The sequence below is a fragment of the Streptomyces sp. NPDC048288 genome (assembly GCF_043201555.1).
Classification (GTDB): domain Bacteria; phylum Actinomycetota; class Actinomycetes; order Streptomycetales; family Streptomycetaceae; genus Streptomyces.
Window position 1 is genome coordinate 299,780 of sequence record NZ_JBICZD010000013.1, and the last position, 20,789, is coordinate 320,568.

General features: G+C 72.3%; 18 protein-coding genes. 9 read left to right on the forward strand and 9 right to left on the reverse strand.

Going from position 1 to position 20,789, the window contains the following annotated elements:
• Positions 1–43 precede the first annotated feature (43 nt).
• A complete protein-coding gene (locus ACGFZS_RS39175) occupies positions 44–1,459 on the forward strand; it encodes a PAS domain-containing protein (protein WP_393799109.1) in 1,416 nt (471 codons plus the stop codon).
• Positions 1,460–1,502: 43 nt separating this feature from the next.
• Here ACGFZS_RS39175 and ACGFZS_RS39180 read toward each other — a convergent pair whose 3' ends face one another.
• On the reverse strand, positions 1,503–2,258 hold the full coding sequence (locus tag ACGFZS_RS39180; RefSeq protein ID WP_393799110.1) for an SIS domain-containing protein: 756 nt from the start codon (positions 2,256–2,258) through the stop codon (positions 1,503–1,505).
• Between the two features lie 231 nt (positions 2,259–2,489).
• Here ACGFZS_RS39180 and ACGFZS_RS39185 point away from each other — a divergent pair, with 231 nt between their 5' ends.
• A complete protein-coding gene (locus ACGFZS_RS39185) occupies positions 2,490–3,182 on the forward strand; it encodes a metal-dependent transcriptional regulator (RefSeq protein ID WP_355708894.1) in 693 nt (230 codons plus the stop codon).
• A gap of 515 nt (positions 3,183–3,697) precedes the next feature.
• The gene (locus tag ACGFZS_RS39190; protein WP_359207225.1) at positions 3,698–4,558 is read left to right on the forward strand and encodes an alpha/beta hydrolase; all 861 of its coding nucleotides are present in this window, start codon (positions 3,698–3,700) and stop codon (positions 4,556–4,558) included.
• 128 nt (positions 4,559–4,686) lie between these two features.
• Here the strand turns inward: ACGFZS_RS39190 and ACGFZS_RS39195 are convergent, their stop codons facing one another.
• The 3 genes from ACGFZS_RS39195 to ACGFZS_RS39205 all read right to left on the reverse strand — a co-directional run bounded on the left by ACGFZS_RS39195 (position 4,687) and on the right by ACGFZS_RS39205 (position 7,837).
• Positions 4,687–6,276, reverse strand: coding sequence for a transporter (locus tag ACGFZS_RS39195; RefSeq protein WP_393799111.1), 1,590 nt, complete (start codon positions 6,274–6,276; stop codon positions 4,687–4,689).
• Complete coding sequence (locus ACGFZS_RS39200; protein ID WP_393799112.1) at positions 6,273–7,046, reverse strand: ABC transporter ATP-binding protein; 774 nt, start codon at positions 7,044–7,046, stop codon at positions 6,273–6,275. The genes ACGFZS_RS39195 and ACGFZS_RS39200 overlap by 4 nt, the downstream gene beginning before the upstream one ends.
• 128 nt (positions 7,047–7,174) lie before the next feature.
• Positions 7,175–7,837 (reverse strand): bifunctional DNA primase/polymerase, encoded by a 663-nt coding sequence (locus tag ACGFZS_RS39205; RefSeq protein ID WP_359207216.1) that lies wholly within the window; start codon positions 7,835–7,837, stop codon positions 7,175–7,177.
• Positions 7,838–8,111: 274 nt separating this feature from the next.
• On the opposite strand from ACGFZS_RS39205, the gene ACGFZS_RS39210 reads away from it, so the two are divergent.
• Both ACGFZS_RS39210 and ACGFZS_RS39215 read left to right on the forward strand, forming a co-directional pair.
• Positions 8,112–9,497, forward strand: a complete 1,386-nt coding sequence (locus ACGFZS_RS39210; protein WP_393799113.1) for a transcriptional regulator — start codon at positions 8,112–8,114, stop codon at positions 9,495–9,497.
• Positions 9,498–9,698: 201 nt separating this feature from the next.
• On the forward strand, positions 9,699–11,300 hold the full coding sequence (locus ACGFZS_RS39215) for a hypothetical protein (protein WP_393799114.1): 1,602 nt from the start codon (positions 9,699–9,701) through the stop codon (positions 11,298–11,300).
• Between the two features lie 60 nt (positions 11,301–11,360).
• On the opposite strand, the gene ACGFZS_RS39220 is transcribed toward ACGFZS_RS39215, so the two are convergent.
• Positions 11,361–12,665: an ABC transporter substrate-binding protein gene (locus tag ACGFZS_RS39220; RefSeq protein ID WP_393799115.1), complete on the reverse strand. Its 1,305-nt coding sequence runs from the start codon at positions 12,663–12,665 to the stop codon at positions 11,361–11,363.
• 117 nt (positions 12,666–12,782) lie between these two features.
• Here ACGFZS_RS39220 and ACGFZS_RS39225 point away from each other — a divergent pair, with 117 nt between their 5' ends.
• Both ACGFZS_RS39225 and purU read left to right on the forward strand, forming a co-directional pair.
• The gene (locus tag ACGFZS_RS39225; protein WP_359207206.1) at positions 12,783–13,283 is read left to right on the forward strand and encodes a hypothetical protein; all 501 of its coding nucleotides are present in this window, start codon (positions 12,783–12,785) and stop codon (positions 13,281–13,283) included.
• Positions 13,284–13,372: 89 nt separating this feature from the next.
• A complete protein-coding gene (purU, locus tag ACGFZS_RS39230; protein WP_393799116.1) occupies positions 13,373–14,257 on the forward strand; it encodes a formyltetrahydrofolate deformylase in 885 nt (294 codons plus the stop codon).
• 159 nt (positions 14,258–14,416) lie between these two features.
• Here purU and ACGFZS_RS39235 read toward each other — a convergent pair whose 3' ends face one another.
• Together ACGFZS_RS39235 and ACGFZS_RS39240 are read right to left on the reverse strand one after the other, a co-directional pair.
• Complete coding sequence (locus tag ACGFZS_RS39235) at positions 14,417–15,691, reverse strand: maleylpyruvate isomerase N-terminal domain-containing protein (protein ID WP_393799117.1); 1,275 nt, start codon at positions 15,689–15,691, stop codon at positions 14,417–14,419.
• Positions 15,688–16,269 (reverse strand): sigma-70 family RNA polymerase sigma factor, encoded by a 582-nt coding sequence (locus ACGFZS_RS39240; RefSeq protein ID WP_393799118.1) that lies wholly within the window; start codon positions 16,267–16,269, stop codon positions 15,688–15,690. Before ACGFZS_RS39240 ends, ACGFZS_RS39235 begins: the two co-directional genes overlap by 4 nt.
• Before the next feature lie 377 nt (positions 16,270–16,646).
• Here ACGFZS_RS39240 and ACGFZS_RS39245 point away from each other — a divergent pair, with 377 nt between their 5' ends.
• Positions 16,647–17,024: an STAS domain-containing protein gene (locus ACGFZS_RS39245; RefSeq protein WP_365688514.1), complete on the forward strand. Its 378-nt coding sequence runs from the start codon at positions 16,647–16,649 to the stop codon at positions 17,022–17,024.
• Between the two features lie 158 nt (positions 17,025–17,182).
• Positions 17,183–17,695, forward strand: a complete 513-nt coding sequence (locus ACGFZS_RS39250) for an EF-hand domain-containing protein (protein WP_355708870.1) — start codon at positions 17,183–17,185, stop codon at positions 17,693–17,695.
• Between the two features lie 57 nt (positions 17,696–17,752).
• On the opposite strand, the gene ACGFZS_RS39255 is transcribed toward ACGFZS_RS39250, so the two are convergent.
• Entirely contained in the window at positions 17,753–18,976 is a 1,224-nt protein-coding gene (locus tag ACGFZS_RS39255) for an RNA-guided endonuclease InsQ/TnpB family protein (RefSeq protein ID WP_393799119.1), read from the reverse strand.
• Between the two features lie 271 nt (positions 18,977–19,247).
• Positions 19,248–20,765, reverse strand: coding sequence for a class I adenylate-forming enzyme family protein (locus tag ACGFZS_RS39260; RefSeq protein ID WP_393799120.1), 1,518 nt, complete (start codon positions 20,763–20,765; stop codon positions 19,248–19,250).
• Positions 20,766–20,789 lie beyond the last annotated feature (24 nt).

The window sequence follows — 20,789 nt, forward strand, 5'->3', positions numbered from 1 at the left end:
ACCGACGCGCCGTGCGTGCGGACGCAGCCTGATGGGGGTCCAGGTGAGTGCTTCCCGGCGTAGTGGGACCACGGACGAGCTGGGGCCCGGCGAGCCCGAGCCGGAACCGGAGCGGGACGCCCCGGACGACTCGGGTGGCTCCGACCTGCTCGCCGCGCTGCTCGACGGCATGGACGCGGCCCTGTGCGCGTTCGACGCGGACGGTGTCGTCACCCACTGGAACCGTGAGGCCGAGCGGATCCTGGGCTGGACGGCGGCCGAGGCGGTGGGCCGGCACGGGTTCGCCGGGTGGGCGGTGCGCGAGGCGGACGCCGACGAGGTGGCGGGCCGGCTGCTGTCGGCCATGCATGCCCCGGGCCGTCAGGTGCACGAGTTCGCGCTGCTCACGAAGGACGGCGGGCGGGTCCTCGTACGGACGCAGTCGGCGGCCGTGCGCGGTCCGGACGGGAAGCCGGCGGGTGTGTACTGCGCGTTCAGCGAGGTGCACGCGCAGATAGACCTGGAGCGGTCGATCGCGCTGAGCGAGGCGTTGTTCGAGGACGCGGCGTGGGGTGTCGTCCTGGTGGACGCCGATCTGCGGCCCGCCGTGGTGAACGCCCATGCGGCGCGGGCGCTCGGGATCGGGCGTACGTCGGCGCTGGGGCGGCCGCTGGGCGAGCTGCTGGCGCTGGGTGTGGAGGATCTGGAGAGCGCGCTCACGCATGTGCTGGCCGAGGGCGCGCCGCCCGCGCCGGCGGAGATGTGGGTGAGTGTGCGGACGGCGGAGGGCGAGCAGCGGCGCTGCTGGCGGTCCGGGTTTTTGCGGCTGGCGTCGCCGCTCGCGGAGGAGCCGGTGCCGCTCGGGGTCGGCTGGCTGTTCCAGGACGTGACGGAGGCCAAGCAGAGCGAGCAGGAGGCGGCGATGCTGCGCTTCCGTGCCAACCAGCTGCACCGCGCGGCGCGCGCGGCCGCCGAGTGCGAGGACCCCGCGGAGGCGGCCACCGTCCACCTGGACTTCGCGCTGGCCGGGTTCGCCGATCATGCGGTGGTGGACCGGGTGGTGGGTGGTGCGCGGGGCGACGGGGACGTGGGGCCGGTGCGGCTGGTGCGGATCGCGGCCACGCCGGCGGGGACGCCGGGGCCGAGTCTGCTGACGGGCGCGGCGGGGCTGCCGGTGCGGTACGAGGACGGGCACCCGGCGCTGCAGTGCGTGGAGCGGGCCGGGAGTGTGCGGGCGGACGCGGGTTCGGTGCCGCCGGACCGGGCGCGGGCGTGGGCGCTGGACCGGCAGTGGCCGGGTGACGCGGTGCACGCGTTGTGCGCGGTGCTGCGCAGCCGGGGGCGGACGCTGGGCGTGGTGACGTTCCTGCGCGGGTCGGGCCGCAACCGTTTCGAGCGCCCGGACGCGACGTACGCCGAGGACGTGGCGGTACGGATCGCCACGGCGCTGGACCTGGCGGGGCTCCTGAGGGAGCGCTGACCAAAGCCCTGCGGCCTGCGGCCCCGCGGCCCCGGTGGGTCTGTCAGGGCTGGTAGAAGATCCGGTCGCGGTACTCCGCGAAGACGCGCGCGTTCCACTCGTGGCCGCCGTCGACGTTGCCGGAGCGCAGCAGCGGGGGTTCGATGCCGCGGTCGGCGAGGGTGGCGGCGGTGGTGGCGAGGACCGCCTGGAGCAGGGCGCTGGTGACGACCGTGGAGGCGGGGGCGAAGGGGGCCGGGATGGTGTCGAGGCTCAGTTCGGCGTCCCCGACGGAGATCTTCGAGTCGAGGACGACGTCGCAGTGGTCCTTGAGGTAGGTGCCTGAGGAGTGCCGGGAGGTGGTCTGCTCGGCGTACGCCACCGAGGTCACGCCGATGACCCGGGCGCCGAGGTCGCGGGCGCCGATGGCCATCTCGACGGGCATGGCGTTGCGGCCGGACAGGGAGATGATCACGAGGGCGTCGCCGGCGCGCAGGGGCGAGGTGTCCAGGACGGCGGTGGCGAGTCCGTCGACGCGTTCCAGGCGGGAGCCGAGCGTGGCGGGCATGACGTCGACGCCGACGGCGCCGGGGACGGCGAGCAGGTTCATGAGGGCGAGGCCGCCCGCGCGGTAGACCACGTCCTGGGCGGCGAGGGAGGAGTGCCCGGCGCCGAACGCGAACAGCCGGCCGCCGGCGGTGACGGTGTCGGCGAGCAGGGTGGCGGCGGCGCCGATGGCCTCGGCCTCCTCGGCGCGGACCCGTTGCAGGAGGCCGATGGCGGCGTCGAAGAACAGGTCGGCCGGCGTGCCGTCGCTCATGCGGTGCCCCTTCGCAGCGTCTGTGTCGCGGATCACCCTCCGGTCTGGACCATCTCGGTGTCAATACGGCCGGTGCCGAGGCGGCCGCACGGCGTTGTCGAACTGCCGGTCCGGGCCCGTTCTGGTGCCCGTTCCGCCGGTGTCCCCCGCTTGTCAGTGGGATCCGGCAGAATTGGTGTCAGGGCCAGCGCACGCGGCCGGGCTTCCGGCAGAGGTAATCGAGGGGCACGAATGTCCGGACTGATCGACACCACGGAGATGTATCTCCGCACCATCCTCGAGCTCGAAGAGGAAGGCGTGGTCCCCATGCGCGCCCGCATCGCGGAGCGGCTCGACCAGAGTGGGCCGACGGTGAGCCAGACGGTGGCGCGGATGGAGCGGGACGGTCTGGTGTCCGTCGCCAGCGACCGCCATCTGGAGCTGACCGACGAGGGCCGCCGGCTGGCGACGCGGGTGATGCGCAAGCACCGGCTCGCCGAGTGCCTGCTGGTCGATGTGATCGGCCTGGAGTGGGAGCAGGTGCACGCGGAGGCGTGCCGCTGGGAGCACGTGATGAGCGAGGCGGTGGAGCGGCGGGTACTTGAGCTGCTGCGGCACCCGACCGAGTCGCCGTACGGCAACCCGATCCCGGGTCTGGAGGAGCTGGGCGAGAAGGACGGCGCGGACCCGTTCCTCGACGAGGGCATGGTCTCGCTGGCCGACCTGGACCCGGGCGCGGACGGCAAGACCGTGGTCGTACGCCGGATCGGGGAGCCCATCCAGACCGACGCGCAGCTGATGTACACGCTGCGGCGGGCGGGTGTGCAGCCGGGTTCGGTGGTGAGCGTGACGGAGTCGGCCGGCGGGGTGCTGGTGGGCAGCGGTGGTGAGGCGGCCGAGCTGGAGGCGGACATCGCCTCCCATGTGTTCGTCGCCAAGCGCTGAGCACCGTAGCCGGAGCGCCGTTCAACTCCCGTTGTTCGTGGGGGAGTTGACGGGTCTTTTCGGCGTTCCTCCCCGGTGTGTCGAACGCGTCGAATCGGAGATTCAGTGCGTCGAATCGCAGCGCCCGGCCGTTTCGCGTGCGAGGCTGTCGCGAGAGGCATATGACCTGAGGGGGGCGGGGAGGATGTGCCGAAGGCGTGGAGATGGACCTGGGCTTGGCCCCGGCACCTTGCGGTGCCGGGGCCTGTCCTCCCCAGTGCTGACCCGGAGCCCCGAGCTCTCAGGGTCATCCCCTCGGACCGTTTTCCCCGAGCGGTCCGCCCCCCGCAGAACAGATCCCCTCGGCGGCGCCGATCATGCCTGGGAAGGGGTCACTCGAACGAGGGGTGTTGCCCGCAGGAGCCCGATTTTCGAATAGGCATTCGATAGTCTGCAGTGGTAGCGAAGCATCACGAAGCGATCCGAAGAGATCCGAGGCGACACAAGGCACGCGGAGCTAGGGGGGTGCCAGGCCCATGGCACGGCGCATCGACGTGACAGGAGCCGGCGGCGTACACCTCGCCGCCTGGGAGTTCGCGGACCCGCCCAAGAAGGACGACCCGGAGCGGTCGTCGCACGGCGTGCTGTTACTGCACGGCCTGATGGGCCGTGCCTCGCACTGGGCGTCCACCGCCCGCTGGCTCTCCGAGCGGCACCGGGCCGTCGCGCTCGACCAGCGCGGCCACGGCCAGAGCGACAAGCCCCCGCAGGCCGTGTACACCCGTGAGGCGTACGTCGAGGACGCCACGGCCGCGATCGAGCAGCTGGGTCTCGCCCCCGCCGTGCTCATCGGCCACGCCATGGGCGCGCTGACCGCCTGGCAGCTCGCCGCGAAGCGCCCCGAACTGGTCCGGGGCGTGATCATCTGCGATATGCGGGCCTCCGCGCTCGGTGCGGCCTCGCAGCGCGAGTGGGCCGACTGGTTCAGGTCCTGGCCCGTGCCGTTCGCCACGCTCGCCGACGTCCGCAAGTGGTTCGGTGAGGACGATCCCTGGGTGGAGCGGCCGAACCCCGCGCGCGGGGAGTTCTACGCCGAGGTCATGCACGAGTGCGGTGACGGCTGGCGGCCGGTCTTCGATCCCGACCAGATGCTGAGGTCCAGGGAGACCTGGGTGTACGACGCGCACTGGGAGGAGCTGGCCCAGGTGCCGTGCCCCGCGCTGGTCGTGCGGGGGGTGGACGGGGAGCTGGGGCGGGCGGAGGCGCAGGAGATGGTGCGGGTCCTGCCCAGGGGGGAGTACGCGGAGGTTGCTGATGCCGGGCACTTGTTGCCGTACGACCGGCCTGAGGCTTGGCGGGCGGCTGTGGAGCCGTTTCTTGAGCGGGTGGGGGAGTAGTTGGCGCCTAGTGGGGTGGGGGGAGCGGGTGGTTCGGCGGGTGCGGGTGCGATGTGGCTGGTCGCGCCCACGCGGCGGTAGCCGCACATCGATACAGCCCCGCGCCCCTGAAAGACGGGGCGCTGGGGCTAGCCCTTGCTGACAGCGGTCAGGATCTCCGGCAGGTTGGCCGCCGTGCGCGGTGCCGCGCCCCGCAGCCCCGCCCAGGTGATCGTCGCCCCGTACGCCGCGCCCACCGGCAGCAGCGCCCAGGTCCACTCCTCGCCCCCCGCACTCACGTTCAGGGCGATCGTCAGGGCGATGACGGGGGCGCACAGCAGGGCCGCCGACACCATGCCGCCGAAGATGGCGATCCAGGCGAGGCCGGTCTGGCCGGCGGCGACGTTGCGGTGGCCTTCCTGGGGGATGGAGTAGGGGAAGCGGGCCGAGGTCCAGGCGCCGGTGGCGAGCATGGCGCCGAGCAGGGCGAAGGAGAGGCCGAGGACCTCGGGCAGCCGGGGCCAGTCGCCCAGCATGGCCGTGGTCAGGACGGTCACCAGGGTCGCGTACGGCAGGGTGATCACCAGCAGGGCCAGCGCCCGCCCGCGCAGTTCGACGTAGGCGTCGCGCGGGGACGAGATGGTCATCGCCACCATCCAGAAGGCGGAGGTGTCCTGCCCGAACTGGTTGTACATCTGGATGCCGAGCATGCCGGCGGCGAAGCAGGCGAAGTAGATCGAGCCGGTGCCCTGCAGGGCGTTGAAGACGGGGACGATCAGGCCGATGGCCAGCGAGGTCACCCACGCGGCCTTGGTCTTGGGGTCGCGCCAGACATAACGCAGGCTGCGCGCCATGACCGTGCCGGTGCGCCCGGAGGGCAGCAGCCGACCCGGACCGCCGCCCGACGACGCGCCCCGGCGGGCGGAGTCGGGCTCCTGGAGCGTCGAGCCGTCCGGCGCGGTCATCAGCCGGGTCAGGGTCCGCGCCCAGGCGCCGACGAGCAGCGCCAGCGCGGCCGCGGACAGGGCGAGTTGGAGGACCGCCCGCCCGTACGCCCCCTCGCTCGCCGAGTGCACCGCCCCGATCGCGGAGGCCGGCGGCAGCCAGCGCACCACGTCGGCCACCGGCGCGAGCTCCCCGAGCCCGGCCGAACCGAGGCTGCGCGCCCCGAAGTTGACCAGCTGCGCGCCCACCGCGATGACCAGGCCGCTCAGCACGGCCAGGTCGCGTCCCTTGCGGCTGGTCAGCAGCCGTACGTTCGCGGCGGCGACGGACCGGGCGAGGGCCACGCACACCAGCAGCGCGAGGACGACGCCGACGACCGCGACGCCGTACCCCGCCGCCCCGTGCGCCACGGACACCGCGCAGCCCACCAGCAGCACCAGCGTGAACAGCGGGCCGATGCCGACCAGCGAGGCCGCCAGCAGCGCCCGGACCAGCGGGACCGGCCGCAGCGGGAGCAGCACCAGGCGGGTGGGGTCCAGCGTCTCGTCGCCGCTCGGGAAGAACAGCGGCATGAACGCCCACCCCAGGGCCAGTACGGCGGTCGCCAGGACGGCCACCGCGTCCGCGTGCGCGTGCCCGCGCAGCAGGACCAGGCCCAGCAGCTGCAGCGCCGCGAACAGCAGCGCGACGACGGCCGACGCGACGAACGCGGCCCGCCGGCCGCCGGACTGCCGCAGCCCGTTCCGCAACAGCGACAGCTTCAGCCGTACGACGGTGGCGGTCACGTCCGTCATCGGGCCGCCCCGCCGCCCAGCCAGTCCAGGTCGGAGGCCGTGTCCCGGCCGCTCGCCCCGACCAGCTCCAGGAAGGCGGCCTGGAGGTGGGGATGTTCCCCGCGTACTTCCTCCAGCGTCCCCGTCGCGCGGATCCGTCCGGCCGCCAGCACCGCGACCCAGTCGCACAGCGACTCGACGAGCTCCATGACGTGGGAGGAGAAGACGACGGTCGCGCCGGAGGCGGTGTAGCGCTCCAGCACGCCCCGGATGGTCTGCGCGGACACCGGGTCGACGCCCTCGAACGGCTCGTCCAGGAAGAGGACTTCGGGATTGTGGAGGAGAGCGGCGGCGAGCCCGATCTTCTTGCGCATGCCGGTCGAGTAGTCGACGACGAGTTTGTGCTGGGCCCCGGCGAGATCGAGCACGTCCAGCAGTTGCGCGGCCCGCTTGTCGACCTCCGGACCGGGGAGGCCGCGCAGCCGCCCGGAGTAGCCGAGCAGTTCGTGTCCGGAAAGCCGCTCGAAGAGCCGTAGTCCCTCGGGCAGCACGCCGATCCGGGCCTTCACCGCCACCGGGTCCCGCCACACGTCGTGCCCCACCACCTCGACGGACCCCTGATCCGGCCGCAGCAGCCCGGTCACCATGGAGAGAGTGGTGGTCTTCCCGGCCCCGTTCGGCCCGACCAGCCCGACGAACTTCCCGGCAGGCAGCGACAGATCGATCCCGGCGACGGCGACCTGCTGCCCGAACCGCTTCCAGAGCCCACGCACACGCACGGCATCGGTCATGGATGAACCCTACGGGACCCCCGTGCCCCGCAAGGGGCGCGGGGAACTGCGCGACCAGCCACAACGCACCCGCAGCCGCCGACGAAACCGAACGCGGCAGACGAGACCGAACGCGGCAGACGAAACCGCTACCGATCCCGCCCGCACGCATAAGCCAACGGCGAGATCAACTCCTCCGCGTCCGGCAGCCACCGGTTCGCGGCCGTCGGCCGGCAGGCCCACTGCACGGCCCCCCGCGACCCGTACCGCGTCGGCGGCGCGGGCACGTACGCCCCCTCGCCCAGCGCCATGAGGTCGAGGGACGCCGGGGACCAGCCCAGCTTCCGTACCAGCTCCGGCACCTTCACCGAGGCCCCGGGAAGCACGAAGAACTGCATCCGGCGGTCCGGGGTCAGCGTCACCGGCCCGAGCGTCAGCTCCATCCGCTCCATCCGGGCGAGCGCGAGAAACCCCGCCGTCTCCGGGACGGACAGCGCGTCGAAGGTCCGCCCCGTCGGCAGCAGGATCGACGCCGTCGGCTGCTTCTGCCACATCCGGCGCGCGACCGTCGCACTACCGGTGGCCTGCGTCGCCCAGTCCGGGCGCGCCGCGTGCGCGCCGGGTGCGCCGCACGCGACCTCCCCGCAGGAACAGCGTTGCACCCCCTCGACCGCTTCCAGCCACGTGCCGGGGAAGACGTCCCAGTGGCGCTCCTCGGCGTAGCGTACGGCGGTCTCCAGCAGCGATTCCCCGCGCTGCTTCGGAATCTGAGCGGCTTCGGTTCCGGCGATCGTCTCTTCCACGCTCAACACAACTCCCGCACCCACCTGGAGTTACGGCTGTAACGCGCGCGGGGGAGGAGCATCTTCTCCGCAACTGGGGCGCATGGATGCACGTGTGGGGGCGCGCAGGAGGAACCGGGGCGTGAGCGGGTAGTCACAAGTGGGGGGTTGGCGGCGGTCGTCCCCGCAGTTCCGCTGCCTTTACCCGGCAATCCTCGCATGTCCCGCATTTTCGGTATGTCCGCTGGGCAGTGATCGCAAAGGCCGGATCTTTTCCCTACAGGGAGTTCGCAGGGGGTACGCCATGGCCGCAAGGCCGCTTGTCGCGCGGCAGCCGAACGAACGGTTGCAGGCGCTCATCCAGGAGGCGGGGTGCTCGAACGCCGGGCTCGCCCGCCGGGTCAACATGTGCGGCGCCGAGCACGGTCTCGACCTCCGGTACGACAAGACGTCGGTCGCCCGCTGGCTGCGCGGCCAGCAGCCGCGGGGCCGGGCGCCCGCGATCATCGCCGAGGCGCTGGGGCGGAAGCTGGGCCGTACGGTCACGATCGACGAGATCGGCATGGCCAACGGCAAGAACCTCGCGTCGGGTGTCGGTCTCCAGTTCTCGCCGACGGTACTGGGGGCCATCGAGCAGGTCTGCGAGCTGTGGCGCAGCGACGTGGGGCGCCGGGACTTCCTGTCCGGCTCCTCCGTCGCCGCGTCCGCGCTGGTGGAGCCCAGCCGGGACTGGCTGATCTCGGCGCCGGACGCGCAGGTGGCGCGGCAGGCGGGGCCGCGGGTCGGGCAGTCGGACGTCGCGGCCGTGAAGGCGATGACGCAGGCGCTCACCGACCTGGACCACCAGTTCGGCAGCGGGCATGTGCGGCCGGTCGTCGTGCACTACCTCAACAGCGTCGTCTCCGGGCTGCTGGCCGGCTCCTACCGGGAGGCCGTGGGGCGGGAGTTGTTCGCGGCCGTCGCCCGACTCACCGAGCTCGCCGGGTACATGGCCGTCGACACCGGCCAGCCCGGACTCGCCCAGCGGTACTACATCCAGTCGCTGCGGCTCGCGCAGGCGGCCGGGGACCGCGGCTACGGCGGCTATGTGCTCGCCGCGTCCATGAGCCACCTCGCCGCGCAGCTCGGGAACCCGCGGGAGATCGCCCAGTTGGCGCGGGCGGCGCAGGAGGGGGCGCGGGGTCGCGTCACCCCGCGCGCGGAGGCGATGTTCTACGCGGCCGAGGCCCGCGGCCACGCCCTGCTGGGCGACGCGCGGTCGGCGCAGCTGGCGTCCGGGCGGGCTCTCTCCGCGATGGAGGCGGCCGATCCGTCCTCCGGGGACGACCCGGCGTGGATCGCGCACTTCGACGAGGCCTACCTGGCCGACGAGTTGGCGCACTGCCACCGGGACCTGGGCCAGGCGGAGGCGGCCGCGCGGTGCGCCCGGCAGTCGCTGGACGGGCACCCGGAGAAGCGGGCGCGGCGCCGGGCGATCGGCTATGTGCTTCTCGCCACAGCCCAGGTGCAGCAGCGCGAGATCGAACAGGCCTGCGCCACCGGGACGAAGGCGGTGGAGCTCCTGGAGACGGTCCGCTCCAACCGGGGCGCCGAGTACCTGGAGGACTTCCAGCAGCGCCTGGAGCCGTTCCGGGACGAACCGGTGGTCAGGGAGTTCGGGGCGCGGATGGATCTGCAGGCGGCCGCGTGAATTCATGCCCCGCGGTTGCGTGAACGTGCGGGAAACCACACCTTGCCGTGCAAGAGGTGGCATATACAGCGCACCGCGGGGCGGTTCTGTTACCGCCGTCACAGGGAACAAGATCGCGCCCTTGGCTGCGTGGCACCTTGCTGAGGGGACCCGGTAGCGTGAGCCGACGATTCACAAGGTCCCCCATTAGTAGGAGTCCCGGTGACGCAGAGTGGACAGGGCGAGCCCGCACGCGAAGGCATCGTGCTGCCCTCCGACGGAGGCGAGCCCCTGCTGCCGGGCATGACGGGCGGCCCCGTGCCGATAGCCCCCGCCCAGGCCCCGGCCCCGCCGGCCGCCGCGCCCCCCGAGGGCCAGGCCTGGGGGCAGCCGTGGGGTCCCGGGCACCAGCAGGGCGCCTCGGAACCCCAGCAGGACTGGCCGCAGGCGGCGGGCCAGGAGTGGGGTTCCGTCGAGCTGCCGCCCGCCTGGAACGCCCAGTCCCACGCCGCCCACGCGCAGGCCCGCTCCGACGCCTCCGGCGCCGGCCCGCTCCCGCCGGAGACGGCCCCGGCACCGTCGTACGGCGGCTACGAGCAGTCGTACGGCTACGGCGCCCAGCCCCAGCAGGCGTACGGCGCCCCGGGCACGGCCGGCGACGCGCTGCCGCCGGCCGCCGGGCAGGACCTCTACGGCGTTCCGGGAGCCGCGCTGCCGCCCGCCGGCCCGTACGGCGGTCACGGTGGACACGGCGGGTACCCCGGGGCCCTGCCGCCCGCCGACGAGGGCGCCACCCAGTTCATCCCGCCGGTGCCCGCCGCGCCGGTGGACGAGGGGGCCACCCAGCTGATCCCGCCGGTCGGCCCCGGTGCGCTGCCGCCGGAGAGATCCAATGAGCAGACCACTTATCTCGGCCGGCAGTCCGCGCCCCCGGCGCACTCCGACGCCGACGCCACCCAGTACATAGCGCCGTACCCGGCGGGCGCCCCACAGGGCGCCGACCGGCAGCCGCCCGCCGAGTTCGACAACCTCTTCCGCAACACCCCGGGCGGCGAGCCGCCGGCCGCGTCCACGGCCCAGCTGCCGCGCTTCCAGCAGCCCCAGCACTTCCAGCAGCAGCCGGGGTACACCCCGCCGCCCGCCGGCCCGTCTCCGTCGGCTTCGTATGACGACTACGACGACGGCGGCCGGGGCGGTCGCACCAAGTCGAAGGTGCCGTTGATCGCGGCCGTCGGGGTCGGTATCGCCGTCCTCGGCATCGGGGCCGGTGCCCTGCTCAGCGGGGGCGGCGGGAGCTCGGACGACGGCAACAAGACGGTCGCCGCGACCGCCCCCGCCACCGACGGGTCCTCGTCGGCCGCGGCCGACCCGGCGAAGGCACAGGCCGTCGCCCTGGACAAGCTGCTCGCCGACAGCGGCAGCAGCCGGGCCACGGTGATCGCTGCCGTCGCCAATGTGAAGCAGTGCAAGGACCTGGACGGCGCCGCCTCCGACCTGCGCGACGCCGCCAAGCAGCGCACCGGTCTGGTCACCCGGCTCTCGCAGCTGTCCGTCGACAAGCTGCCGGACAACGCCGAGCTGACCGCCTCCCTCACCAAGGCGTGGCAGGCCTCCGCGAACGCCGACAGCCACTACGCGTCCTGGGCCGACCAGGCCAGGGGCAAGCACGGCTGCCGCAAGGGCCAGGCCCGCACCACCGGCCAGACCCTGGCCGGCAACCGGGAGAGCGGCACCGCCAGCAGCCAGAAGGCGAAGGCGGCCGCGCTGTGGAACACGATCGCGAGCAAGTACGGGCTGACCCAGCGCCAGCCGACCCAGCTCTGACCGGCTGAGCGGCTGACCGGCTGAGTGCGGGCCGGCGGAGTGCGGGCCGGCGGGGGCGGATCAGCTGAGGTCCGCGTTCTCCAGGATCTTGGTCATGTCGAGGGCGTTCTTGTTCGCGGACTGCAGCAGGCCGCCCTTGACGGTCTGGACGTTCACGTCCGCGTTGACCAGCCGGGAGAAGCCGGCCGCGGCCAGCTTGCCCTGGTAGGGCCAGGTCAGGGTCGGGGTGAGGCCGCCGGTGGAGACCTTCAGGCCGTCGTTGAGGGTGCGCCGCACGCTGTCGGCGGTCACCTCGCCGTCGCCGATCTTCTTCAGGGCGGCGACGAGGACCTGGTAGGCGATCCAGGTGGTCTGCACACCGGCGTCGGCGGGGTCGATCCGGTTGTCGCCGAAGGCCTCCTTGCTGATGACCTTCTTCATCTGGTCCCAGCGGGAGTCCGAGGCCACCGGGTACCAGCCGGTGATGTACGACCCCTCGTACGGGCCGGACGCGCCGCCGGTGGAGTTGATCACCGTCTGGTCGACGCTGCCGACCTCGGCGGCCGTCTTGACCTTCGGGTAGTCGTTGCGGGCGCGCTGGAAGTTGTCCATGAAGGTGGCCGTGCGGTCACCGAGCTCGGGCACCACACAGCCCGTCTTCGCCGGGTTCGAGGTGGCGTTCTCCAGGGCCTTCTGCGACTGCTTGTCGTACTCGGTGAGGTCCTCGGCCGCCAGCTGGTCGATCGACTTGGCGTGGCCGCCGGCCTGCAGGCCCGAGTCGAGCAGCTGGGGCAGCTGGTCCCCGGCGATGCTGTCCGGGCGGACCAGGGTGACCGGGCCGCAGGAGTCGGCCAGCGCCTCCCCGAGTCCGGCCAGCAGGGTGAGCTGGCCGCCGTTGACCGGGTAGGAGACGGGGCTGGTGAACTCCTCGTTCGACACCCCGTAGCCGCCTATGTAGGGGGTGGCCGCGCCCTCCAGCGGGGCGAAGTAGGAGTCGCCGAACTGGCTGTAGGAACCGACGACGGCGACGACGTTCTGGTCGGCCGCGCGCTGCGCGCAGTTGGCCGCGCCCACGCTGGTGTTGTGGTCGTTGCAGGTGAGCAGCTTGAGCTTGTGCCCGTTGACCCCGCCCTGGGAGTTGATCCAGCGGACGATGGCCGACGCCATGGCGGGCATGCCGGGCTTGTTGGTCGCGCTGGTCTGCTGCGGGGCCCAGGTCATGACCTTGATCTCGTCGTCCGCCGCGCTCGACAGCCCTGGGACGACGCCGCAGCCGGCCGCGAGCGACGCACAGGACGCCATGGCCACCGCGGACAGGGCGGTCGCTCTGCGGCGTCGGTGGGCCGAAGGGGGGAAGGTGCTGCGCTGGTCTCGCCTGCCGGTCATGGACACGCACGATTCCGCCACATCACTAACCCGGAAGTGACCCTCGGTCAACGAGAGGTGACGTGCAGGTGAATTGCGGGGGCGGGTTACGGCGGTGTGACGCGGAACGTACGATCGATGACCGTGCAAGGTTCGGAGAACTCTTCCCGCCGTGGCCGTCGCTCCTCCACCATGGGCGACATGCCACTCAATGACATGCCGTGGTGGCGCTGGCGCAGCAATGTGCGCTCCGCGCTGCACATGCTTTCCGACCCGGAGTTCCAGCGGAACGTCTGGCTGGCCGGCCAGGACGGGTACGGCGATGTGACCGACGCGGTCTACCGGCTGGTCGAGGACACCTGGCTGGACAGCTGGTCGGCCGAGAAGTACGTCGGGACGATATTCCGCGACTCGCAGGAGGCGGCGCTCGTCGACACCGCCGTGCTGCGGGTGCTGCGGATCATGCACCAGGTGGGGCCGGACGCGCCGGTCTCCGCGTACCTCGACCACCAGGGGTGGCCGGACGCCGTCCGCGCCTCCCGGGACGCGCACATACGTCTGGCGACGAGCGACGGCGACGACCCGGACGCGCAGCCGCGCAGCCTTGAGGTGCTGCGGATCATCACGCGGGCCGCATAGGTCCGGCGTAGGTCCCGGCGCCGGTCCCCGGGCGTCCGCGTGGCGGACGGGGACCGCCGGGGGCGGCGGGGCATGAGATTCTGTGGTGCATGACCGATCAGCCCACCCGAGCGCAGGCCGCCCTGGCCGACCAGTACGTCCTCACCCTCTCCTGCCCGGACAAGCAGGGCATCGTGCACGCCGTGTCGAGCTACCTGTTCATGACCGGCTGCAACATCGAGGACAGCCAGCAGTTCGGGGACCACGACACGGGCCTGTTCTTCATGCGCGTGCACTTCTCGGCCGAGGCGCCGGTGACGGTCGACAAGCTGCGGGCCAGCTTCGCGGCGGTCGGCGACTCGTTCCACATGGACTGGCAGCTCGACCGGGCCGACGAGAAGATGCGCATCGTCCTCATGGTCAGCAAGTTCGGCCACTGCCTGAACGACCTGCTCTTCCGCGCCCGGATCGGCGCGCTTCCGGTGGAGATCGCCGCCGTGGTCTCCAACCACACCGACTTCGCGGAGCTGGTGGACTCGTACCACATCCCCTTCCACCACATCCCGGTGACGAAGGAGACCAAGGACGACGCGGAGGCCCAGCTTCTCGCCCTCGTCCGTGAGCAGGACGTCGAGCTGGTCGTCCTGGCCCGCTACATGCAGGTCCTCTCGGACGACCTGTGCAAGCAGCTCAGCGGCCGGATCATCAACATCCACCACTCGTTCCTGCCGAGCTTCAAGGGCGCGAAGCCGTACCACCAGGCGCACGCGCGCGGCGTCAAGCTGATCGGCGCGACCGCGCACTACGTCACCGCCGACCTCGACGAGGGCCCGATCATCGAGCAGGAGGTCGAGCGGGTCGGCCACGACGTCACCCCGGACCAGCTGGTCGCGATCGGCCGCGACGTCGAGTGCCAGGCGCTGGCGCGGGCCGTGAAGTGGCACGCCGAGCGCCGGATTCTGCTGAACGGCCGCCGGACGGTCGTGTTCGCCTAGGGGGCGGGTCGGTTCGGTCGCGGGGCGGCTGCGGGTGGTTCGTGGTTGCTCGCGCAGTTCCCCGCGCCCCTAAAAGCAAAAGAAGGGGCGCGGGGAACTGCGCGACCAGCCCCACGCACCCGCAGTCGCCGACGCACCGCAACCCACCTCCCCCGGGGGCTACATCCGGCTCAGGCTCGCCGCCGCGAAGAGGACGTCTCTGATCGCCGCCCGGTCACCGAGCTGACCCGCGGCCGCCTCCTCCGGCGGTACGTGGCCCGCGGCCAGCCTGCAGAACTCCACGTCGTCCAGGGCCACGTGGGCCACCTCGAAGTCCTCGGAGCCCACCGCGCCGGGTGAGTCCAGGGGGATGAGCCACTGGCCGCCGCCGTTGCCCTCGATCTCCAGCCGCAGGCTGCGGCCGGGCGCCCCGGCGGGGACCAGGTGGGGGACCTGGCCGGGGGAGGCGAGCCCGGCCCGGCGCCGGGCGGCGAGCGCCTCCGGCAGCATGCGGGCGGCGAGGTCGATCATCTTGTGCAGGTGCTTCGGGGCCGGCGGCCCGTAGGGGTAGTCCACGGCCTCCGCGATGTCCTCCGCGTGCACCCAGCACTCGAAGGCACGGTCCAGCATCGCGTCGTGCAGGGGCAGCGCGAAGTCGCCGTACGACACCCCGAGCCGCCCTGCGCCGCCGCCCGTGAAGGAGACGGTCTGCACGAGCTGGTGGCTCTGCTCCCGCCAGGGCACCCGCACCGCGCGGGTCGGCGGGAAGTGCGAGCCCTGCCAGAAGGCCTCGGTGCGCCCGGCGGGACCCTGGCCGGGCACCTCGCCCAGCGGGTCGTCCAGGCCCAGCGCCACCGCCACCAGGCCGTCCACGGACAGCAGATGCGCGATGACCCCGGCGACCGTCGTACGGCGGGTCGCGGGCGCCGCGCCGTCGAACCAGCGCAGCCGCACCGGGGCGTGCCACTCCGCGTCGCCGATGTCCTGGAGCAGGGCGTCCAGACGGGCCGTCTCGGCGTCGTAGGGCGCCGCCCACGCGGGGAGCGGGATCCGGGCCGGCCGGCGGTCCAGACAGCTCTCCAGGACGCGGGTGCGCAGGCCCGGGTCGAGGTCGAGGCTCTCCGGCTGGTGCAGCAGGCCGACCGCCTCGCGCAGCCGCCGTGCCTCGTCCGCACAGGCGCCGCAGTCGCCGAGGTGGACCTCGACGGCGAGGGACTCCGCCGTCGAGCACGCGGCCAGCGCCCACGCCCCGAGGAGCGACTTCAGGACGTCGTGCGGCAACTCCAGCGGTACGGGCGGCAGGTCGGCCGGCGCGGGCAGCGGCTGCCCGCCGTCCTCGACGGAGGCCCGGGGCAGCGGTATGCGCGGCGGCCGGCCCAGGCCGCCGCCGCCGTTGCCCGGCGCGTCGCCGCCCCCGGAGCCGGGGCCGTCGTGCGCCTCGAAGGCGTCGCTCACACGCCACCTCCGTATCCCGGCGGGGTCCCGGCGTCGTGCGCGGTGGACAGCAGCTGCAGGCCCAGGCGGAGCCGGCGGCGCGCCTCGTCCTCGGTGACGCCGAGGTCGGCCGCGGTCTGCCGGTAGTCGCGGCGCTGGAAGTAGGCGAGTTCCAGGGCGGCGCGCAGCGGGGTCGGCATGGAGTGGACGATGTAGTCCGCGCGGGCGGCGACGGAGGCGCGCAGCACCTTGCGCTCCAGCTCCTCGGTGGCCTCGGCGGAGCCGGTCTCGCCCGGGCCGAGCGCGGCGGTCTCGGTGGCCCGCAGCCGCTGCACGGCGAGCCGGTGGGTCAGCGCGGCGACCCAGGTGCGCAACGGGCCCTGCTTGGGGTCGTAGGCGTCGGGATGCTCCCAGACATGGACGAAGACCTCGCGGGTTATGCCGTCGGCGGCGGTCTCGTCGCCGAGGACGCGGTGGGCGAGGCCGTGCACGAGCGAGGCGTAACGGTCGTAGAGCTCACCGAGGGCGGCCGCCTCGCCGCGTGCGAGCCGCTGCTGCATCTTGCGGTCCCAGCGGGGCGGTACGTCCTTCTTCGCCATGCGGCCCCCTCCCCGTGCCCGTGTCCAGCGTGTCTCCACCGTCTCCTCGAATGTAGTCGGCACGTCGGACAACGCACGCCCCTTTGTGGCAATGCGCGCCCCCTGACGGACGGCGGATGGTAGGGGGCCCTCCCTGTGGTCCTCCGGGTCCCGTGGTCCTCCGGGTGGTCCTCGGGTACCACCGCTGTGCCCGCTCGACCCTTCCGTTTCCGATCGAACAGGATCGGCGGTGACTGAAACAAGACCCTTCCTGATCGTCGCTCGTTTGTCATCCGGTGTTTCGGGGCACCGCCGCTGGGCAGCCGCGCGAAAAGAAGCGTAGGAACTTGCTCCGTTTCCGGGCGGTTCCGGAGATCCGGCGAGCGGAGGGCTGAGCCGTGGCTTTCAAGGTGACCGGCGTCGAGCAGGGTGAGTGGACCGTGCTCGGGGTGTCGGGCGAACTGGACCTGGTGACCTCGCCCGCGCTGCGCCAGCGGGTGCACGACGCGGTGGCCGAGGGCCATCACAGCCTGGTCCTGGACCTGTCCGACGTCTTCTTCTGCGACTCCAGCGGCGTCGGCGTCCTCATCGCCGCCCGCCGCCTGATCCGCTCCTGCCGGGGCCGGCTGCGGCTGATACTGCCCGCCCAGGGCGCGAGTGACGGTTCTCACGTCAACCGGGTCCTCGGCGCTCTCGGCGTACGACGGCTGTTCGACGTGTACCCCGACATCGACAGCGCGACGGCGGACGACGAGGAGGACCCGCTCTCCGCGTAGCCGCGCCCATAGCCGACGATCACGGCAATGCCACATTGTTGTCGCAGAATTCCCCCGGTCTTGGCACAAGCGTGGTTTTCCCGCTCCCGGGCCGCTCCCGGCGTCGTACGCTCCCTGCGAGATGAACCCCCACGTCACGTAAGGCGGCCCGAACAGACATGGTCAGCACCGAGTACGAGCGACGGATCGCCGCCCGGTTCGCAACCTTCGACCAGGACGGCAACGGCTGGATCGACCGCGGGGACTTCAACGCGGCGACCAAGGCACTGCTCGCCGAGTTCGGCACCCCCGCCCGCTCGGGCCAGGGCCAGGCGCTGTACGCCGGTGCGGAGGCCTTCTGGCAGGGCATGGCCGGCATGGCGGACCGGGACGGCGACCAGCGCATCACCCGCGAGGAGTTCGTGAGCGGCGCGGTCAAGCGGCTGCACGACAACCCCGACCGGTTCGGCGAGATCGCCCGCCCCTTCCTGCACGCGGCCCTCGCCCTCGCGGACACCGAGGGCGACGGCACGGCCACCGTCGCCGACACCGCGCGCGTGCTGCGCGTCCTCGGGGTGCCCCCGGAGCTCGCGCGGGCGGTCGCGTCCGGTCTCGACATCGACGGCGACGGCAGGGTCGCGGAGACGGAGATCGTCCCGGCGTTCGCCCGCTACTTCACCATCCCGGATTGACTTGCTCCTCGCTGTGAAGGGCGAGGATTCTGGCCTTCTCGACCGAACCCTGTGCCGCTACGCGGCACAGGGTTCGGTCGGGAGTCCGTGGCTTCCTGTTTCTTCGCGTTGTGCCGGGATTGCTCCCGGTCTTACCGGCGCTCCGCAGGCCGATGCCGCCAGTCCGGCGGCCGTTTTCACGTTGATCGCGGCGTTGTGGTCCCGGTCGTGGACCGTACCGCAGGCGCTGCAGGTCCATTCCCTCACGTTCAGGGGTTTGGGTCCGTCCTTGACGCCGCAGGTGGAGCAGGTCTGGGAGGTCGGCTCGAACCGGCCGATCTTGACCAGGGTCCGTCCGTACCGTTCTGCTTTGTATTCGAGCATGCTGAGGAACGATGCCCATCCGGCGTCGTGCACGGACTTGGCCAGCTTCGTGCGGGCCAGCCCCGCCACCGCCAGGTCCTCCACGGCGATCCCTTGGTTCTCGGAGATCAGCCTCGTGGACAGCTGGTGGTGGAACTCACGGCGTGCGTCGCTGACCTTCGCATGGGCGCGGGCGACCTTCAGGCGGGCCTTGGCGCGGTTCTTTGATCCCTTCTGCTTGCGGGACAGCTCCTTCTGGACCTTCTTCAGTTTCTTCTCCGCGCGCCGCAGGAAGCGCGGGGAGTCGATCTTCGTGCCGTCGGAGAGGACGGCGAAGTGGGTGAGGCCGAGATCGATACCGGCGATCTGGTCGGTCTCGGGCATCCGCGCTTGGTCGGTGGCGGGGTCGGTGCCGATGACGAAGGAGGCGAAGTACCGGCCGGCCGCGTCCTTGACGACGGTGACAGAGGTGGGGGTGACGGGCAGGGTGCGGGACCACTTCACCTTGACCGCGCCGATCTTCGGCAGGCACAGACGGCCGCTGCCGGTGATGCTCCAGCGGGCGTTGGCGGTGAACCGGACCGACTGCCGAGCGTCTTTGCGGGACTTGAACCGGGGCGCTCCCACCCTCCGCCCCTTGCGGGTGCCTTTGAGGGAGGCGAAGAAGTTGCGGTAGGCGGTCTCGGCGTCCCGCAGGGACTGCTGGAGCACCACTGCGGACACCTCGCCCAGCCAGGACCGCCCGGCTGTCCGCTTCGCCTCCGTGATCAGCTTCCGGGACAGCTGACCGGCCGTCGGAAACGGCCGCCCGGCATCACGGGCGTCTTCACGGGCACGGACCGCGTCGTTGAACACGACACGGGCGCACCCGAACGCCTTCGCCAACGCGGTCTGCTGGCCGGTGTCCGGGTACAGGCGGAAGCTGTACCGAAGCTGCATGCGGTGATCGTACGAACGAGCGCCTACCGTCACCAGGGGGAACACATGAGCGGTCGGTACCCTCCCCTTGGACCGGGAGCGGAACGGGCCGGATGGAGGAGGCGCTGCCCGGCCTTCCGTATCGGGTCCCGTGACGTTCCGCGTCGGCCGTGGTGCGCCTGCGCTCTCATGCTCCGCAGGACAGCATCCGTGACGCTCCGCGCCACAACCACCGGATTCGCTTCACCATCGGCCTGAGGGCTGATGCGCTGCGAATGAATCCTGGCAGCGCTCACGCCGTGGTGGCCGTCCCCGCGAACCGCTCGCGCAGCTTGTACTTGAGCACCTTGCGCAGGGTCTCGTTGCGCGGAAGGGCGTCCACCACCTCCAGCCGCTCGGGCAGCTTGTGCACCGACAGGCCCGCCGCGCGCAGGTAGGCCACCACCTCCGGGAGCGTCAACGCGGTGGTCCCGGGCGGCTGTTCGAGCACCGCGCACACCAGCTCCCCGCGCTCCGCGTCCGGCAGCCCCACCACCGCGGCCTCGCCGACCGCCGGATGCGCGGCGAGCAGGTCCTCGATCTCCTTCGCCGAGATGTTCTCGCCCTTGCGGATGATCACGTCCTTGAGCCGCCCGGTGAGGACGAGATGGCCGGTTCCGGTCAGGTGGCCCAGGTCGCCGGTGCGCAGAAAGCCGTCCGCGTCGAAGGCGTCGGCGGTCTGCGCCGGATCCAGATAGCCCTGGCACACCGCCTCCCCGCGCAACCGGACCTCGCCGCCCTCGGCGATCCGTATCTCCATGCCCCGCGGCGGCTTCCCCTCCGTCGTGGCCAGGTTCTCCGCCGTGTCGTCCGGTGCCCCCATCGTGATCATCGGCACCTCGGTCATGCCGTACCCGTGCGTCAGCTGCACCCCCATCTCCCGCACCACCGCGTGGTACACCTCCGGCGGCTTGGGCGCCCCGCCCCCGGCCAGCAGCCGCAGCGAGGGGATCACCGGGATCCCCGGCTGCTTGCGCTGCTCGGCCAGGAACATCGAGTAGAACGCCGTCGAGCCGCCCGCCACCGTCACCCCGTGCCGGCGGTACTCCTCCAGCGCGTCCGGCAGCGCGAACTGCTCGAACAGCACCGCCGGGAAGCCGTACAGCAGCAGCATCACCGTGTAGTCGGGGCCGGCGATGTGCGCGTACGGGAACGCCATCGAGCCCACGTCCGCCGCCGTGAGCCGCAGCGCGTGCGCCAGGCACGAACCGCCCGCGATCAGCGAACGGTCCGTGTGGAGAACGCCCTTGGGGTCGGAGGTGGTTCCCGAGGTCCAGTAGATCCACCGGACGGAGGTGCCCTCGGCGGGCGGGGCGGGCAGCACGGCCGGATCGCCGTCGGGCAGGTCGTCGTACGCCTCGAAGATCCCCTTCGCGCCGAGCCGCCGGGCCATCCCGGTGTGGTCGAAGCCGCGCCAGACGCCCGGTACGGCGAAGAACTCGGCCCTGGACTCGCGCAGGGCGAAGCCGACCTCGCGGTCCCGGTAGAAGGGGATGACGGGGGACTGGACGGCGCCGAGCCGGGCCAGCGCGAAGGACAGCACGGCCGTCTCGATCCGGGTCGGCAGCTGCCAGGCGACGACCGTGCCGGGGCGCACGCCCATGCCGTACAGGCCGGCCGCCACCCGCTCGGCACGCGCGCGCAGTCCGCCGAAGGACAGGGTGCGGTCGCCCTGGAGGAACACCGGGCGTTCGGGGGTGAGTTCCGCGCGGCGGGCGGCCAGGTCCCAGAGCGTGCGGGAGGCGCTCAGTTCGTGTGCGGTGGCGTTCATGGAGTCCCCCTGCCCAGCAGAACT

Bases quoted from the DNA above. Each gene is read 5' to 3' on its own strand.
- ACGFZS_RS39210 (WP_393799113.1), top strand. From the start codon at position 8,112: ATGGCCGCAAGGCCGCTTGTCGCGCGGCAGCCGAACGAACGGTTGCAG.
- ACGFZS_RS39225 (WP_359207206.1), top strand. From the start codon at position 12,783: ATGACCGTGCAAGGTTCGGAGAACTCTTCCCGCCGTGGCCGTCGCTCC.
- ACGFZS_RS39200 (WP_393799112.1), bottom strand. From the start codon at position 7,046: ATGACCGATGCCGTGCGTGTGCGTGGGCTCTGGAAGCGGTTCGGGCAG.
- ACGFZS_RS39220 (WP_393799115.1), bottom strand. From the start codon at position 12,665: ATGACCGGCAGGCGAGACCAGCGCAGCACCTTCCCCCCTTCGGCCCAC.
- ACGFZS_RS39185 (WP_355708894.1), top strand. From the start codon at position 2,490: ATGTCCGGACTGATCGACACCACGGAGATGTATCTCCGCACCATCCTC.
- ACGFZS_RS39260 (WP_393799120.1), bottom strand. From the start codon at position 20,765: ATGAACGCCACCGCACACGAACTGAGCGCCTCCCGCACGCTCTGGGAC.
- ACGFZS_RS39240 (WP_393799118.1), bottom strand. From the start codon at position 16,269: ATGGCGAAGAAGGACGTACCGCCCCGCTGGGACCGCAAGATGCAGCAG.
- ACGFZS_RS39195 (WP_393799111.1), bottom strand. From the start codon at position 6,276: ATGACGGACGTGACCGCCACCGTCGTACGGCTGAAGCTGTCGCTGTTG.
- ACGFZS_RS39190 (WP_359207225.1), top strand. From the start codon at position 3,698: ATGGCACGGCGCATCGACGTGACAGGAGCCGGCGGCGTACACCTCGCC.
- ACGFZS_RS39180 (WP_393799110.1), bottom strand. From the start codon at position 2,258: ATGAGCGACGGCACGCCGGCCGACCTGTTCTTCGACGCCGCCATCGGC.
- purU (WP_393799116.1), top strand. From the start codon at position 13,373: ATGACCGATCAGCCCACCCGAGCGCAGGCCGCCCTGGCCGACCAGTAC.
- ACGFZS_RS39250 (WP_355708870.1), top strand. From the start codon at position 17,183: ATGGTCAGCACCGAGTACGAGCGACGGATCGCCGCCCGGTTCGCAACC.
- ACGFZS_RS39255 (WP_393799119.1), bottom strand. From the start codon at position 18,976: ATGCAGCTTCGGTACAGCTTCCGCCTGTACCCGGACACCGGCCAGCAG.